This is a genomic window from Stenotrophomonas sp. Steno-C15 (genome assembly GCF_056393265.1).
In genome coordinates, this window is sequence record NZ_JBWJPF010000006.1 from 70,993 (window position 1) to 84,988 (window position 13,996).

The 13,996-nt window shown below is 67.2% G+C and carries 12 protein-coding genes; 8 read left to right on the top strand and 4 right to left on the bottom strand.

The window, feature by feature from the left end:
* Positions 1 to 26 precede the first annotated feature (26 nt).
* Complete coding sequence (locus AC06FB_RS07155) at positions 27 to 953, bottom strand: DUF808 domain-containing protein (RefSeq protein WP_459040641.1); 927 nt, start codon at positions 951 to 953, stop codon at positions 27 to 29.
* A 210-nt stretch (positions 954 to 1,163) separates the two neighbouring features.
* Here AC06FB_RS07155 and AC06FB_RS07160 point away from each other — a divergent pair, with 210 nt between their 5' ends.
* Both AC06FB_RS07160 and AC06FB_RS07165 read left to right on the top strand, forming a co-directional pair.
* Positions 1,164 to 2,807, top strand: a complete 1,644-nt coding sequence (locus AC06FB_RS07160; protein WP_227255316.1) for an ABC1 kinase family protein — start codon at positions 1,164 to 1,166, stop codon at positions 2,805 to 2,807.
* A 283-nt stretch (positions 2,808 to 3,090) separates the two neighbouring features.
* Positions 3,091 to 5,196, top strand: a complete 2,106-nt coding sequence (locus AC06FB_RS07165) for a phosphoglycerol transferase I (protein WP_478053500.1) — start codon at positions 3,091 to 3,093, stop codon at positions 5,194 to 5,196.
* Positions 5,197 to 5,729: 533 nt separating this feature from the next.
* Here the strand turns inward: AC06FB_RS07165 and AC06FB_RS07170 are convergent.
* Positions 5,730 to 8,150 (bottom strand): DUF3772 domain-containing protein, encoded by a 2,421-nt coding sequence (locus AC06FB_RS07170; protein ID WP_065174359.1) that lies wholly within the window; start codon positions 8,148 to 8,150, stop codon positions 5,730 to 5,732.
* Positions 8,151 to 8,263: 113 nt separating this feature from the next.
* Positions 8,264 to 8,512: a hypothetical protein gene (locus AC06FB_RS07175; RefSeq protein WP_053520409.1), complete on the bottom strand. Its 249-nt coding sequence runs from the start codon at positions 8,510 to 8,512 to the stop codon at positions 8,264 to 8,266.
* A 182-nt stretch (positions 8,513 to 8,694) separates the two neighbouring features.
* Between AC06FB_RS07175 and AC06FB_RS07180 the strand changes: the two genes are divergently transcribed.
* The 3 genes from AC06FB_RS07180 (at position 8,695) to AC06FB_RS07190 (ending at position 11,015) form a co-directional block, all read left to right on the top strand.
* Positions 8,695 to 9,189: a lipocalin family protein gene (locus AC06FB_RS07180; RefSeq protein WP_053520408.1), complete on the top strand. Its 495-nt coding sequence runs from the start codon at positions 8,695 to 8,697 to the stop codon at positions 9,187 to 9,189.
* 9 nt (positions 9,190 to 9,198) lie between these two features.
* Positions 9,199 to 10,407: an NAD(P)/FAD-dependent oxidoreductase gene (locus AC06FB_RS07185; RefSeq protein ID WP_065174358.1), complete on the top strand. Its 1,209-nt coding sequence runs from the start codon at positions 9,199 to 9,201 to the stop codon at positions 10,405 to 10,407.
* A 125-nt stretch (positions 10,408 to 10,532) separates the two neighbouring features.
* The gene (locus AC06FB_RS07190) at positions 10,533 to 11,015 is read left to right on the top strand and encodes a hypothetical protein (protein WP_065174357.1); all 483 of its coding nucleotides are present in this window, start codon (positions 10,533 to 10,535) and stop codon (positions 11,013 to 11,015) included.
* 86 nt (positions 11,016 to 11,101) lie between these two features.
* Here the strand turns inward: AC06FB_RS07190 and AC06FB_RS07195 are convergent, their stop codons facing one another.
* On the bottom strand, positions 11,102 to 11,536 hold the full coding sequence (locus AC06FB_RS07195) for a PepSY domain-containing protein (RefSeq protein ID WP_053520368.1): 435 nt from the start codon (positions 11,534 to 11,536) through the stop codon (positions 11,102 to 11,104).
* Between the two features lie 147 nt (positions 11,537 to 11,683).
* Here AC06FB_RS07195 and AC06FB_RS07200 point away from each other — a divergent pair, with 147 nt between their 5' ends.
* The 3 genes from AC06FB_RS07200 to AC06FB_RS07210 are packed head-to-tail and all read left to right on the top strand — an operon-like array spanning position 11,684 to position 13,973.
* Positions 11,684 to 11,974, top strand: a complete 291-nt coding sequence (locus AC06FB_RS07200; protein ID WP_053520369.1) for a PepSY domain-containing protein — start codon at positions 11,684 to 11,686, stop codon at positions 11,972 to 11,974.
* Positions 11,974 to 12,633, top strand: coding sequence for a response regulator transcription factor (locus tag AC06FB_RS07205; protein ID WP_053520370.1), 660 nt, complete (start codon positions 11,974 to 11,976; stop codon positions 12,631 to 12,633). The genes AC06FB_RS07200 and AC06FB_RS07205 overlap by 1 nt, the downstream gene beginning before the upstream one ends.
* On the top strand, positions 12,630 to 13,973 hold the full coding sequence (locus AC06FB_RS07210; RefSeq protein WP_053520371.1) for a sensor histidine kinase: 1,344 nt from the start codon (positions 12,630 to 12,632) through the stop codon (positions 13,971 to 13,973). The genes AC06FB_RS07205 and AC06FB_RS07210 overlap by 4 nt, the downstream gene beginning before the upstream one ends.
* Positions 13,974 to 13,996 lie beyond the last annotated feature (23 nt).

Genomic DNA, 13,996 nt, shown 5'->3' on the forward strand with positions numbered 1-13,996 from the left:
CTACCGCCGCCCGTCCGGCGACGCGGCTATTTCGCGCGCAGCTTCTGGATGCCGGTCACCGCCGCCAGCACGATGGCGCCAGCGACGATACCCACCACCATGTTGGCAACCGCGCCGATCAGCCAGCCCCACTGGCCCTGGCCACCGAGCGCCTGCACCGCGTGGTGAAGCGCCGGCACGTTGTGCACCAGAATGCCGCCGCCGACCAGAAACATGGCCACGGTGCCGGCGATCGACAGGAACTTCATCAACCACGGCGCCGATGCGACCAGGCCGCGTCCGAACGCTGCGACCGCTCCGCCCTTGCGCGAGAGGTACAGGCCCGCGTCGTCCAGCTTGACGATGCCGGCAACCAGTCCGTAGACGAACACCGTCATCGCCAATGCGACCACCACCAGGGTGAGTACCTGCTGGGAGAACGAGGCGGCGGCAACCACGCCCAGTGTCAGGACGATGATCTCGGCAGAGAGGATGAAGTCGGTACGGATCGCACCTTTCACCTTGTCCTTCTCCCACGCCACCATGTCCACCTGCGCATCGGCCAGCGCCCTGCGCCGCTCGGCCTGGTGCTCGGCGTCCTCGTCCGCCGAATGCAGGAAACGGTGCGCCAGCTTTTCCACGCCCTCGAAGCAAAGGAATGCGCCACCGATCATCATCAAGGGCACGATCAGCGGCACGTTCCAGCCACGACCATGCAGCCAGGCTTCCAGGGCGCTGATCGCCAGCGCGGCCGGAACCAGGATCACCTTGTTGAGCAGCGAGCCTTTGGCCACCGCCCAGACCACAGGCAGTTCACGGTTGGCAGAAACACCGGTTACCTGCTGCGCGTTCAGCGCCAGGTCGTCGCCAAGCACACCGGCCGTCTTCTTCGCGGCCACCTTGGTCAGGATCGAGACGTCATCGAGCAGCGTCGCGATATCGTCGAGCAGGGCAAACAGGCTGGCACCGGCCATGGGGGTTCCAGGAGGGAGGATGGACGGATTCTGACCGATCCAACGGCCCGGGAGGAAGTGGATTCACCGCGTGCCTACCCTGCCCCGGCCAGACTGGCGAGGTGATCCCGTTCCGCCGGGCATGGCCCGGCACTACCGGTCGTTGTCCACAAGGAGTGCCGTTTGAACAATCCGCCCACCGCCACTGGCAATCCACCGCTGGTAAAAGGCATGAGCCGACGCAGCCAGATCCTGCGCCTGCTGATGCGCTACCGTCATTCGGGGGTGTTCTCCGGCATGAACCTGGACGCAGCCGGCAGCCAGGCCGAGGTGCCGGCCGACGGCAATCCCGAGCAGTTCGTCAGTGACCTGGAAGCGCTGGGGCCGACGTTCGTCAAGCTGGGCCAGATGCTGTCCACACGTCCAGACATGGTGCCGGTGGAGTTCGCCACGGCACTGGAGCGCATGCAGGAGAAGGTGGCCGAGATTCCGGTCGAACGCATCCATGCCATCGTCGAGCAGGAGCTGGGGGCACCGGTGAGCAAGCTGTTCGCGGCCTTCGACCCCGAGCCGCTGGGCTGCGCCTCGATCGCCCAGGTCCATCGTGCGGTGATGCATGACGGCCGGCAGGTCGCGGTGAAGGTGCAGAAGCCGGAGGTCGCCGCGCAGCTGCGTTCGGACCTGGAAGCGTTGCGCAGCTTCGCTCTGGCCGCCGATCACCTGACCCAGGTCGGCCGCCGGGTGCGCCTGCGCGACTGGCTCAACGAGTTCGCCAAGACCCTGATGCAGGAGCTGGATTACCACGCCGAGGCCGAGAACCTGGCCCGCTTCGGCCGCCATCTGCGGCCCTTCCGGCGCCTGTGGGTCCCGCAGCCGATCTGGGATTACAGCAGCCAGCGCGTGCTGACCATGGAGCTGGCCACCGGCGTTCGCGTGGACGCGATACCCGGCGTACGCCGTACCGAGCAGTCGATGGACCCGTTGGCAGCCGCGCTGATCCGGGGCTACCTGGACCAGATCTTCGTGCATGGCGAGATCCACGCCGATCCCCATCCGGGCAACCTGCGGGTGATGCCCGATGGTCGCCTCGCCATCTTCGATCTGGGCATGGTCGCGCACATGCCACCGCGGCTGCGCGAGCGCCTGCTGAAGATCCTGTTCGCCGCCGTCGATGGCCGCGGCGAAGAAGTGGCGGACGATCTGATCAGCATCAGCACCCGGCTGGAAGCCTTCGACGAGGAGCGTTACCTGCGCGAGACCGGCCAGTTGATCGCGCGCTATGCCGCCAGCGGCAACTTCTCCGAGGGACGCGTGGTGCTGGACATGGTGCGCATCGCCACGGCCTGTGGATTGCGTACGCCGCCGGAACTGAGCCTGCTGGGCAAGGCGCTGCTGAACCTGGAGACGGTCTGCCGCCTGCTCGCGCCCGAACTGGACACGCGCCGCATCGTCGAACGCCAGCTGCAGCATGTGATGCGCGCGCGCCTGAAGAAGTCGCTGTCGGCCGCCAACCTCGCCAGCGAGGCGATGGAGCTGCAGCAGCTGCTGCGCGATGGGCCGCGCAAGCTGTCGGACATCATGGCCCTGCTGGCCGAGAACCGCCTGCAGATGAAGGTGACCGGGCTGGAGGAATCACGGCTGATGGAGAACCTGCAGAAGATCGCCAACCGCGTGGCGGCGGGCATCATCAGCGCAGCGCTGATTCTCGCCGCATCGCTGATGATGAAGCTCGATACCGGCTGGCATGTGTTCGGTTACCCGGCGATCGCGCTGGTGCTGATGCTGATCGGCGTGGCGTTGGGGCTGGGCATCGTCACCAGTGCGCTGTTGTTCGATCGGCGCGCGCGGGCACGCGAGGAACGCGGCCATCGATGAGCGCAGTGCGTGGTGCGCGACATGTGCACCTGCGCCATACGTCCATCTCCGAAGTGCCCCATTCATGCGGTTCTTAATGCAATCCAACGCGCGTTTTCACGCCCGTTTTACTTGATCGCGCTGTTACCGCACGCGGTCGATCAACAAACATTTCAGTCAGGTTCGTGCATGCACTATCGGGTCATCGGCCTGTCATGCACACGTGCTAGCGGCAGCGCCGGTCGGATGGACACGCGTCGGTACGACGTCCATCGCACCACCCCGTTCACTGCCGAAGCCGCCTATGCTCTGGATCCTTCTGCTGTCGTTGTTGCTGCTGGCCTGGCTGTTCCTCGCTTCCGACAAATGGATGTGGTGGAAGGCCGGTTCGTTCTCACTGCTGTTGCTGGCGCTCAGCACGTGGTGGCTGATCGACAAGCTCTCCGGTGACGGACTCAACGCCGCCACGCTGTACCACCTGGGTGCGGACATGGAGGGTGCCGGCGTCGCCGACTTCAAGGGCTACATCGCCGGCTTCATCGTGCTGGCCCTGGTTTCGCTGCTACCGCTGTTCGCCACGCGGGTCCGCCGCTGGCATCGGCCCGGACGGGGTGCGGCCTGGTTCGCCGGCTTCGCCGTCGCATGGGTGGTCACGCTCATGGTCAGTCCGCTGGCGCGCGACGGCCAGCGTCTTTACCAGCAGCTGCGACCGGTTGATTTCGCGCGCATCGCGCCGGAATACCAGGTGCCTACCCAGCCGTTGCAGCGGCCGCGCAACATCGTCTGGATCTACGGCGAAAGTCTTGAACGCACTTATCTGGACGAGAACGTGTTTCCCGGGTTGATGCCCAATCTCAATCGTCTGGCCGCCAGGTCGTTGGATGTGCGCGGCCTGGCATCGGCCGAAGGCAGTGGCTGGACCATCGCCGGGCTGGTGGCATCGATGTGCGGCGTGCCGCTGACCACCTCGCAGGGCGATGAGAACAGCATGGACCGGATGGGCAGCTTCCTGCCCAAGGCCGTGTGCCTGGGCGACTACCTGAAGCAGCAGGGCTACACCAACCATTATCTGGGCGGCGCCAACGGCCAGTTCGCCGGCAAGGGCCAGTTCCTGGCCAGCCACGGCTTCGACGAAGTACATGATCTGGCGTGGTTCAAGCAGCAGAAGAAGATCGGGCGCATTCACTACTCTGCTTGGGGCGTACACGATGACGTGCTGCTGGACACCGCCTACCAGCGCTTCGAGCAGCTCTCGCGCGCCGGCGCACCGTTCATGCTGACCACGCTGACCATGGATACGCACCATCCCGCAGGCCACCTGCCGGTGTCGTGCAAGGGCGAACGCTACCAGAGCCAGTACGGCAACATCGGCCTGCTCAACGCGCTCAAATGCACCGACCGCCTGATCTCGCAGCTGGTCCAGCGCATCCAGGCCAGTCCGTACGGCAAGGACACGCTGATCGTGATCGCCTCGGACCATCTGGCGATGCCCAACGATCTCAGTCACGTGCTGGCCAGGCAGAAGCGCGAGAACCTGCTGCTGTTCCTCGGTGATGGCGTGGCGCCGCGCCAGCTGGCGGCGGAGAACGGCTCGACGCTGGACTCCGGCGCCACCCTGCTGGGCCTGCTCGATCCGGGCCTGCGCACGATGGGCTTCGGCCGCTCGCTGCTGGACGAAACGCGTGCCCCCAGTGCCAGCGTCGCGGCGCGTCGCGATGGCGGCCGCGATTACCCGCAGTACCTGGCATTCGCCCGGTCGCTGTGGCTGGGCGAGCCGACCCGCGAACTGAGGATCGACAACGACGACCAGGTGGTGGTGGGCATGCAGCACGTGCAGCCGCCGGTCCTGCTGGAGTACGACAAGGACTGGAGCCTGAAGTCGGTGTATCTGGAGAACACGTCCCGCCAGTTCGACGATGCCGATCCGGACAACACCCTGGCCTATGTGGATCGCTGCACCGCATTCGAGGATGGGTCGGCCGACGGCGACTGGTGCGCCTTGCTGGTGAACCGCGACAACGGCATCAAGCTGTACCGCGACGACGACCTGCGTGGTGGCATCGCGGTGGACGCGCCGCTGGATGCGTTCCAGGGACCACGCCCGAGCGTGCGCCAGGCCCACATGATCACCCAGAAGGGCCGCCGCACCCGCGCCGGCCAGTACATGCTGCAGCTGGTGGCAAGCACGCGCCCGGATCGCGGTTTCTGGATCGAGGCCGTGTCATCGCAGCGCAAGGTGGTGCTGGCCCAGCAGTGGGTCCAGCCTGATGCCGACGGCAAGATCAATGTGTCCTTCGGACTGGATCATGAAGTGGACGATCTGGAGATCCGCGCCTGGTTGAATCACGCCGAGAAGCTGGCCGTGGATACCTTCGCGCTGGTGCCTTCGCGCAGCCGACCGCGGGGATAGGGTTTTCTGCAGGGCTGCGCCCTGCACCCGCTACGAGCTGGAGCAAAGGCAACAGCAACAGCGTGCATTCCGTGGGATGGCGGGGCGGTGTAGGTTGGCAGGACACGCCGTAAACCCATCCATGGGGGCTCGATGGCGCCATCCATGGCGCCAACGGTCCTGCCAACCCACACCGCCCCACCTCTGACGGTTTCCGGCAGGTGTGGGTAGGTGTCGACCTTGGTCGACACTTCTGTCAGATATCGAAAGCAATCTGGGGTCAGATCCGTTTTCTGCGGAAGAAAACGGATCTGACCCCAAAAGCAATTCCAGCAGATCGCGGAAATCTGTCGAAGGCGGGGTGGGTCCGGTTGCGGGGGGCGTGAGCCGCATGGATGCGGCGACCGAGCTTACATGGACGTACTTGCAGCGGCCCCCGCAACCGGACCCACCAAGCATCCCATGGAATGCTTGGTGTTGCTGTTGCTGTTGCTGTTGCTGTTGCTGTTGCTCCGGCCTCGGCAGGTGCAGGGCGCAGCCCTGCCGGGAATCCCCTACTCCTGGGGGTCGCGGGTGATGTGGATGTCCGTTGGCGTGGACAGCGGAATGTTCCGCTCCGCCAGGATCTGCAACAGACTGAAATACAGATCGCTGCGGGTGCCGTACACCTGCCGCGGGCTGGCCACGTAGGCGAAGCTGTTGATGGTGATCTGGCCGCCGGCAATGCCGTCGATGTATACCGTCGGCGCGGGCGTCTGCAGCACGCTGGTGTGCGCGCCATAGGCATCCAGCATGGCCTGCCGCAGGCCGGCGACGTCGGTGCTGGTCGGTACCGCGAACTGGATCTGGATGCGGCCCTGGTTGTTGCCCATCGTCATGTTGCGGATGGTCTTGGTGATCAGCTCCGAGTTGGGCACGATCAACGTGGACTTGTCGCCCACCTGGATCTCGGTCGAGCGGACATTGATGCGGCGGATGTCGCCTTCCTGGTCACCCAGCTTCACCCAGTCACCGATCTTCACCGGTCGCTCGGCCAGCAGGATCAGGCCGGAAACAAAATTCTGGGTGATCGCCTGCAGGCCGAAACCAATACCCACCGACAACGCACTGACCAGCAGCGCCAGCTTCTGCAGGTTCAGTCCCATCACCGTCAGGGCCCACAGTACTGCGATGATGATGCCAAGATAGCGGGCGACGGTGCTGATTGAATTGCGCGCGCCCAGATCCAGTTCGGTCTTGGGCAGGTAGGTGTCGGCCAGCCAGCGCTGCACCACCTGCATCACCCCCAGCCCGGCCAGCAGCACACCGATGGCCAGTACGATGCGGCCCGGCTCCAGCGTCAGGTCCTTGGCGATGGGAATGCCATTGGCCAGCGACGCGAAGCGCTCCACGATCGAGCCGACATTGCCGAAGGGCGCGGCCAGTGCCAGCAGCGCGATCAGGACCACGAAGGTGCGCAGCACCGCCGACAGCAGCACGCCGGCCTGCTCCAGCCTGGAGACGCTCAGGCCGGTGCTGAGCAGGATGGTCTGGCCAACCTTGCTGTCGGCGTTCAACAGCCAGGTGCAGAAATCATCGACGAACTTGAACAGCAGTGTGGCTGCCAGCACCACGATGCTGCCGCCGATCAACTGCTGGTTCACGAACTTGGCGAAGTTCACATAGCCCAGCAGCGTGGCGATGATCGCCGCCACCACCGCGATGTTGCCAGCCACCCGCGCCAGTACCAACCAACTGCTGCGGCGCACCGGCTGCTGTGCGCCGAGACCCTCGGCCTGCGCTTCCAGCTTCGCTTCGGCTTCGGCCGTCTGCCGCCGGTGCAGGCGTGCCAGGGTCACCAGCATGGCCATGATCAGGCCGAGGTAGGTCAGCGCAATCACGCCATCCAGTGCCACCGTGGTCACGTCGCTGGTGCGGGTGGCACGGTCGATGGCCACCAGCACGTTGCTCAGCCAGGCCAGCGCAGCGGCACCCCAGGCGTACTTGCGCAGCTTCAGCGCGGCGGTGTCATCCAGGTTCAGCAGCCGCCAGGAGGGGCGCCTGGGCATCAGCAGGCACGCGCTGAGCGCGGCGATGAAGGCCGCAGCGAAGGTCGCCGCCACCAGGCCATCGGCCACATTCTGCAGGCGCGGGGCGATGCCACCAATGGCATTCAGCGAAGCCACCAGCACCACCACCGCATAGCCCGGCAGCAGGGTGCCCACCAGCAGCAGCCACATGGCCAGGCCGGAACGGCGCAGGCGGCCGTCCGGCGCGCGTTCCGAGGCGGCAAACCGGCGCCCCAGCGCGCGCAGCCACAGGCGCAGCGGGAACATCATCACCAGTGCTGCGGCCAGGCCCAGCAGCAGGGTGCCCCAGCCGTGCGTGTCGATGGCCTTGGCCAGGGTGTCACGCCCCTGTTGCGCCAACGGGCGCACGCGGGCGATGTCATCGGGAAGCTGATCGGCCACCTGCCGCCAGAGCGACGGCGACAGCGGTGAATCGACCTTGCGGCCCAGTTCCTCGCTGATCTGCGCGGAACGTTGCTTGTCGATGTCCGCACTCAACTGCTGGGCACGCACCGCGATGGCTTTGGCCTGGGCCACCGAGGCGGCCAGGGCATCGCTCTCGCGGCTGAGCGTACGTCGCTGCGCGGCCAGGTCGGGGGGCTCGGTGGTGCCCTGCGGCGCTTCACCCAGCTGAGCCAGCTGCTCTTTGAGCTGGTCCAGCTGTGGCTGCAGGGACTTTTCCAGCGCCTCTGCATCCCGCTTGGCCTTCGAGGCGTCCTCTGAAAGCGTGCCGAGTGTTTCGGTGGCTTCGGCGTCGTCGCGCTTGCGCGCGATCTCCTTCAGCGTGCTGTCAATCTGTGCCAGCTGCTGCTTCGGCGTAGGCGCCTCATCCTGGGCGAACACCGGCGCGGACAGCAGAAGGGCGGCGCCCAGCAGCAGGCCCAGCCAGGGCCCGCGCGTGCGGATCGATTGCAGGAAAGAAGACACGCCAGATGCACACCGGTTCGCGCGGACCACCGCGCCTGCGCGCGACTATACGGCACGACCGGTCAAGGTCGGATGCCCAGGGCGGCACCGCCCGCAGCACCCGCCCCCGCGGTTCAGTACTTCAACCGCAGCTCCTCCACCGTCGGCTGCTGCAGCGCATACCAGTCCTGGAACTCTTCCTCGGTGATTTCGTCCGGGGCGTACACCGCCACCGGAGGCCAGTCGTGGTCGGTCGGCAGCGGCTGGCGCGGACCGGCGCGCAGGCTGTAGCTGACGCCCTCATAGTCCACCAGATCGTCGACCTGCGGCCATTGCTCGCGCGCGAACGCGGTTTCACTCTTCAACAGGATCACCTGGTACATCGGCACCTCCACTTCAGGTTGGATCGGAACACCCGGCGCTGGCGGCAGGATACCGCCGCGCCGATGACAGCGGGAATGACGCCGCGGCGACGCAATGTTCTGGACACCGCCATCGCTCCGGCTTCACCCGCTCGTGGCGAGGCCGTCGGCATCGTGGAGGCCCGTTCCCGCTGCGCCTGCCGATGACCGAACAGCTGCCACTGAAGACCGTCGCCGACCTCAAGCTGCCCCGCTACCTGGGCACCTGGTATGAGATCGCGCGCCTGCCCATGCGCCACGAGCCGGAAGGCTGCACCGATGTCTCGGCGCACTACAGCCTGCTCGACAACGGCAACGTCAGCGTCCACAACCGCTGCCGCATGGACGGCCAGGTCGAGGAGGCCAGCGGCGAAGCCTGCCCCGTCGACAACGACAGCGCGCGCCTGGAAGTGAGCTTCCTGCCCAAGGGCCTGCGCTGGCTGCCCTTCGCCAAGGGCGACTACTGGGTCATCCAGATCGCTCCGGACTACAGCGTGTCGCTGGTTGGCAGCCCCGATCGCCGCTACCTGTGGCTGCTGGCACGGGAGCCGAAGCTGGACGCCACCGTGCGGGACCATTATCTGGCCACGGCGCGGCTGCAGGGCTTCGATCTGTCCGAACTGATCCACACGCCGCACACCGGCCATCCCACCGCCTGACCCATCACCATGGACCTGAAAAGTGGCTATCCCTGGTGGGCCGTACGCAATGGCCTGATCCAGGCATTTCCCCCGCTGGAGGGCGACCTGCGCTGCGATGTGCTGGTGGTCGGCGGCGGCATCACCGGCGCCCTGATCGCCGATGAGCTGTCAGGACACGGTCACGAGGTCGCCCTGATCGAGCAGCGCGACATCGGCTGGGGCAGCACCGCCGCCAGCACCGCGCTGCTGCAGTACGAGATCGACACCCATCTGCTGGAACTGGCCCAGCGCTATGGCCACGACGCGGCCACGCTGGCCTATCGGGCCTGTGCCGAGGCGATCCCGGCACTGGGCGAAGTGGCGCGTGGCCTGAAGGACGTGGACTTCCGGCGCATGGACAGCCTGTACCTGGCCAGTCGCCACCGCGACGTGCCCCGCCTCATGGCCGAGGGCCAGGCACGCCGCAGCGCTGGCCTGGACGCCCGCTGGCTGGGCCCGGAGGCGCTGGCGGAGCGCTTCGATGTGGACGCCGGCGGTGCATTGCTGACCCGGCAGGCGGCGCGGGTCGACCCTTACTGCCTCACCTATGGATTGCTGAAGCGGGTGCGCCAGCGCGGCGGCCACATTCACGATCGCACCGTGCTGCACACGCTGACGCCAGGTACACGGGGCGTTACCGCCAAGACCGAATCAGGCGCTACGATCCGCGCAGGCCACGTGGTGCTGGCGATGGGATACGCCAACCAGCGCTGGCTCTCGCAGCGCGTCGCACGCAACCGCAGCAGCTATGCCTTCATCACCGACCCTGTCGATGCCGCGGTGCTGGGCCCCCTGCAGCGCACGATGGTGTGGGAAAGCGCGCGCCCCTATCTGTACCTGCGGGCCACCGGCGACCGTCGCCTGCTGGTGGGCGGGCTGGACGATGCCATCGATATTCCGGCACGGCGCGACCGGCGGGTGGAAGGCAAGGCAGACAAGCTCATGAAGCAGCTGCTGCACTGGTTTCCCAAGCTCGACCCGGTACCGGCATTCTCATGGGCCGGTACCTTCGCCGAGACCGCCGACGGATTGCCGTTCTTCGGCCCGCATGAACAGTGGGGGCCGCGCGTACACCTGGCAATGGCCTACGGCGGCAACGGCATCACCTATTCCATGATCGGCGCACAGCTGCTGCGGGCCCGCATCGAGCGGCGCAAGCATCCGCTGGCGGAGCTGTTCGGGTTCGGGCGGCTGTGACCTGCAGCCGGGCATGGCCCGGCTCTACCCCAATCCGGCGCCGACAGGCATCATTCAAGCACGCCCTGCTAGCGTCGGCCTGTAACGCCGCGTGTGGCGTGGTCCCTGTCCGCTGGAGCGCCAAGATGATCCGCCCCCTGACCCTGCTGTTGTGCCTGGCCCTGCCCGGGACCGTGCTCGCCCAGTCCGCTGCCGGCGCCACCGCACCGCAGGCAACCGGGCTGGACCTGACATTGCCGCAGGCGCCGATGCGTTACCTCAACGATCCGACGTTGCAGCAGGACCCGCCGGGCACCTACTACGGTGACAAGAGTGGCCCACGCGTGCACGACGATGCCCGCATCGCCGACGTGCAGGACGACAAGGTGAAGGTCTCCGGCAGTTTCACCACCGGCATCGGGTACTCCAAGCGCGGCGGCAACAGCCACTACAACGCCGCCACGCTGAATCTGAGCAAGAACTACACCACCGACGAGGGCAAGACCCGCGGGGTGAACCTCAACATCCACGTCAGCGAAGGCGAGGGCCCGGGCTTCTTCGGCCCGTATGGCGGCTACTACGGTCGCGGCCCGGGCTACTGGGACTACCCGCCGCCCTACGGCTGGTAAGCACCTGCGGGCAGCGCCGGGCCATGCCCGGCGAGCGCAGCGCATGCATCAGGCCGCCGGGCATGGCCCGGCGCTACCCGAGGCGGTCAATCCAGCCAGCCGTCGCGTTCGCTGTGCAGGATGCGGCCGTCATAGCCGCTCAGGCGCACCTCGACCTTCTGGTTGCGGGCATTGCGCGCTTCCAGCGACCAGGTGGCGCCATCGCGCTCCAGCGAGTGGATCTCGCGCAGGCCCTGCGACTGTGCCTTGGCCAGCACCTGCTCGGTCGGGAGAAGCGCGCGGCCGTTGTGCTCATCGAAGATCTCGCCGGTCTTCGGGTCCACGTAGACCTCGCTGAAGCGGCCATCGGCGCGGCTGACGTCGGCTTCCCACAGGCCGTCATCGCGTTCGATCTCGTGGATCTGGGTGTAGCCGGCCTTGCGCAGGGCCTGCTCGGCCTGGGCCATGCCCAGCGGTGCAGCGTGCGCGGCCGGAGCGATGGCCAGCACGGCGACGGTGGCGAGGGTGAGCGACTTCAGCATGGGAGTTCTCCTGTTCGTGGCCGGACCATTCCGGCAGCACCACGATGCCGCGGTCGGCTAACAGCCCCTTAGCGGCCATCGTTAGTCGGCTGTTAGTCAGCGGTGCCATGCTCGCGCCTGTCGCCATCGCCCGAGGATCCGTCACCGATGCTGGTCTCCCTGCCCCTGCTGCTGGCCCTGGCCACTCCGGGCTCCGCTGCCGGCCCTGCGCCGGACCCGGCGCAGCAGGTCGCGCGCCGCGCCGTGCAGCAGGGCCGTTACGTGCCCCTGGAACAGGTGGTGCGCGACGCGCTCAGGCGCCAGCCCGGCCAACTGCTGGAGGTGGAGCTGGACGACGCGGTGTATGAGGTGGAGATCCTGCGTGACGACGGCGCAGTGGTGGAGCTGGACTATGATGCGCGCAACGGGACGTTGTTGAAGATGGAACTGGACGACTGATGCGGATCCTGCTTGCCGAGGATGACACCGAGCTGGCCAAGCGCCTGCAGCCCCTGCTGGAGCAGGCCGGCTACGTGGTCGATGTGGCCACCGATGGCCGTCGTGCGGAAGAGATCGGCCAGATCGAGGACCTGCATGCCGCGGTCGTCGATCTTGGCCTGCCCGGCCTGGATGGACTGAGCGTGATCGAGCGCTGGCGTGCCCATGGCCGCGATTTTCCGGTGCTGGTGCTGACCGCACGCAGCCGCTGGCACGACAAGCTGGCCGGCTTCGATGCAGGCGCCGATGACTACCTGACCAAACCGTTCCAGGCCGATGAACTGGTGCTGCGCCTGCGTGCCCTGATCCGCCGCAGCCGTGGCCACGCCAGCCCGCGCCTGCAGTGCGGCCCCCTGCAGCTTGACGTCAACGCCGGTCGCTTTGAACTGGACGGGCAACCGTTGCCGCTGAGTCCCCAGGAGTTCCGCGTACTGAGTTACTTCATCCATCACGCCGGCCGCGTGATCAGCCGCGACCGCCTCGGCGAACAGGTCTTCGAAGGCGGTTACGATCCGGACTCGAACGCGCTGGACGTGCTGCTTGGCCGGGTGCGGCGCAAGCTGGGCGTGGAACTGATCCATACCGTGCGTGGCCAGGGTTGGCGGCTGGCCGAGGCATGAGCGCGCGCCAGCCTTCATTGCGGCGGCGGCTGCTGCTGGTGGGGGGCATCGGCCTGGTGCTGGTGTCGGTGCTGGCCAGCGTGCTGCTGGGCGAGCTGTTCAAGCGCAGCGCGCGCGACCGTCTTGACGGCGAGTTGCAGCAGGACATGCTGACTCTGCTCGCGCAGGCGGAAATCGATCCCGACGGACAGCTGCGGCTGCGCCAGGAACCCAACGACGCGCGCTTCCAGCGTGTGTTCTCCGGCGCCTACTGGCAGATCACCGACCGCAACGGCAAGGTGCTGCTGCAGTCGCGCTCGCTGTGGGACCAGACGCTGCCGGTCACGGCCACCGGCCCGGCCGAGCGCAATCTGAGCGGGCCGATGCAGCAATCGCTGCGTGCCCGTGTGCAGCAGGTGCGCCTGCCACGTGCATCGCAGCCCTACATTGCGCTGGTTGCCCATGATCGCAGCGCGCTGGACGCGGACACCGCCGCCTTCCGTCAGCGCAGCGCGCTGGCGCTGGGCCTGCTGGTCGCGGCATGGCTGGCGGTGCTGGCCAGCCAGGTGCATTTCGGCCTGCGCCCACTGCGCGGCCTGGGCCAGCAGCTGGAACGCATCCGCCGTGGCGATGCCGAGCGCATCGACCGCAGCCGGCTGGATCTGGAGATCGCGCCGCTGGCCGATGAGCTCGATGCCCTGCTCGATCACCACCAGCGCATGGTCGCGCGCGCGCGCAGCAGCGCCGAGGACCTGGCGCATGCCCTGAAGACGCCGCTGAGCGTGCTGGCGGCCGAGGCGGAGGGTGAAGGACGCGGCTGGCGGCGCACGGTGCACGAACAGGGCGCGCGCATGCGTGCGAGCATCGACCGCTACCTGGCCGCCGGCCTGGCCGTGGACCACCACCAGCGCAGCGAGGTGGCGCCCGCAGTGGAGGCACTGTGCCGGTTGATGACCCGCGTGCATGCCGGCCGCCGCATCCGCTTCCAGATGGACGTGGCACACGGGCTGGCCTTCGCCGGCGCAGCCACCGACCTGGAGGAGATGCTGGGCAACCTGCTGGACAACGCCGGCAAATGGGCCGCCAGCGAAGTACGCCTGCGGGCCCTGGCCAAACAGGACCGGCTGCATATCGAAGTGCGCGATGACGGCCCGGGGCTGGACGAAGCCAAGCTGGAGAGTGTCATGCAGCGTGGCGTACGCCTGGACGAACGGGTGGAGGGCAGCGGCCTGGGCCTTGCGATCGCCGCGGAGATCGCCGCCAGCCACGGCGGCTCACTGCGCCTTTCCAACGAGAACCCGGGACTGCGCGCACGGTTGGAACTGCCGCTGGCCCCGACGGACGCCCCGCCTCCCCGGTAGAGCCGCCCCGGCGCTGCACGACC

Coding starts and splice junctions, on each gene's coding strand:
- AC06FB_RS07155 (WP_459040641.1), bottom strand. CDS start 953: ATGGCCGGTGCCAGCCTGTTTGCCCTGCTCGACGATATCGCGACGCTG.
- AC06FB_RS07160 (WP_227255316.1), top strand. CDS start 1,164: ATGAGCCGACGCAGCCAGATCCTGCGCCTGCTGATGCGCTACCGTCAT.
- AC06FB_RS07165 (WP_478053500.1), top strand. CDS start 3,091: ATGCTCTGGATCCTTCTGCTGTCGTTGTTGCTGCTGGCCTGGCTGTTC.
- AC06FB_RS07175 (WP_053520409.1), bottom strand. CDS start 8,512: ATGTACCAGGTGATCCTGTTGAAGAGTGAAACCGCGTTCGCGCGCGAG.
- AC06FB_RS07180 (WP_053520408.1), top strand. CDS start 8,695: ATGACCGAACAGCTGCCACTGAAGACCGTCGCCGACCTCAAGCTGCCC.
- AC06FB_RS07185 (WP_065174358.1), top strand. CDS start 9,199: ATGGACCTGAAAAGTGGCTATCCCTGGTGGGCCGTACGCAATGGCCTG.
- AC06FB_RS07190 (WP_065174357.1), top strand. CDS start 10,533: ATGATCCGCCCCCTGACCCTGCTGTTGTGCCTGGCCCTGCCCGGGACC.
- AC06FB_RS07195 (WP_053520368.1), bottom strand. CDS start 11,536: ATGCTGAAGTCGCTCACCCTCGCCACCGTCGCCGTGCTGGCCATCGCT.
- AC06FB_RS07200 (WP_053520369.1), top strand. CDS start 11,684: ATGCTGGTCTCCCTGCCCCTGCTGCTGGCCCTGGCCACTCCGGGCTCC.
- AC06FB_RS07205 (WP_053520370.1), top strand. CDS start 11,974: ATGCGGATCCTGCTTGCCGAGGATGACACCGAGCTGGCCAAGCGCCTG.
- AC06FB_RS07210 (WP_053520371.1), top strand. CDS start 12,630: ATGAGCGCGCGCCAGCCTTCATTGCGGCGGCGGCTGCTGCTGGTGGGG.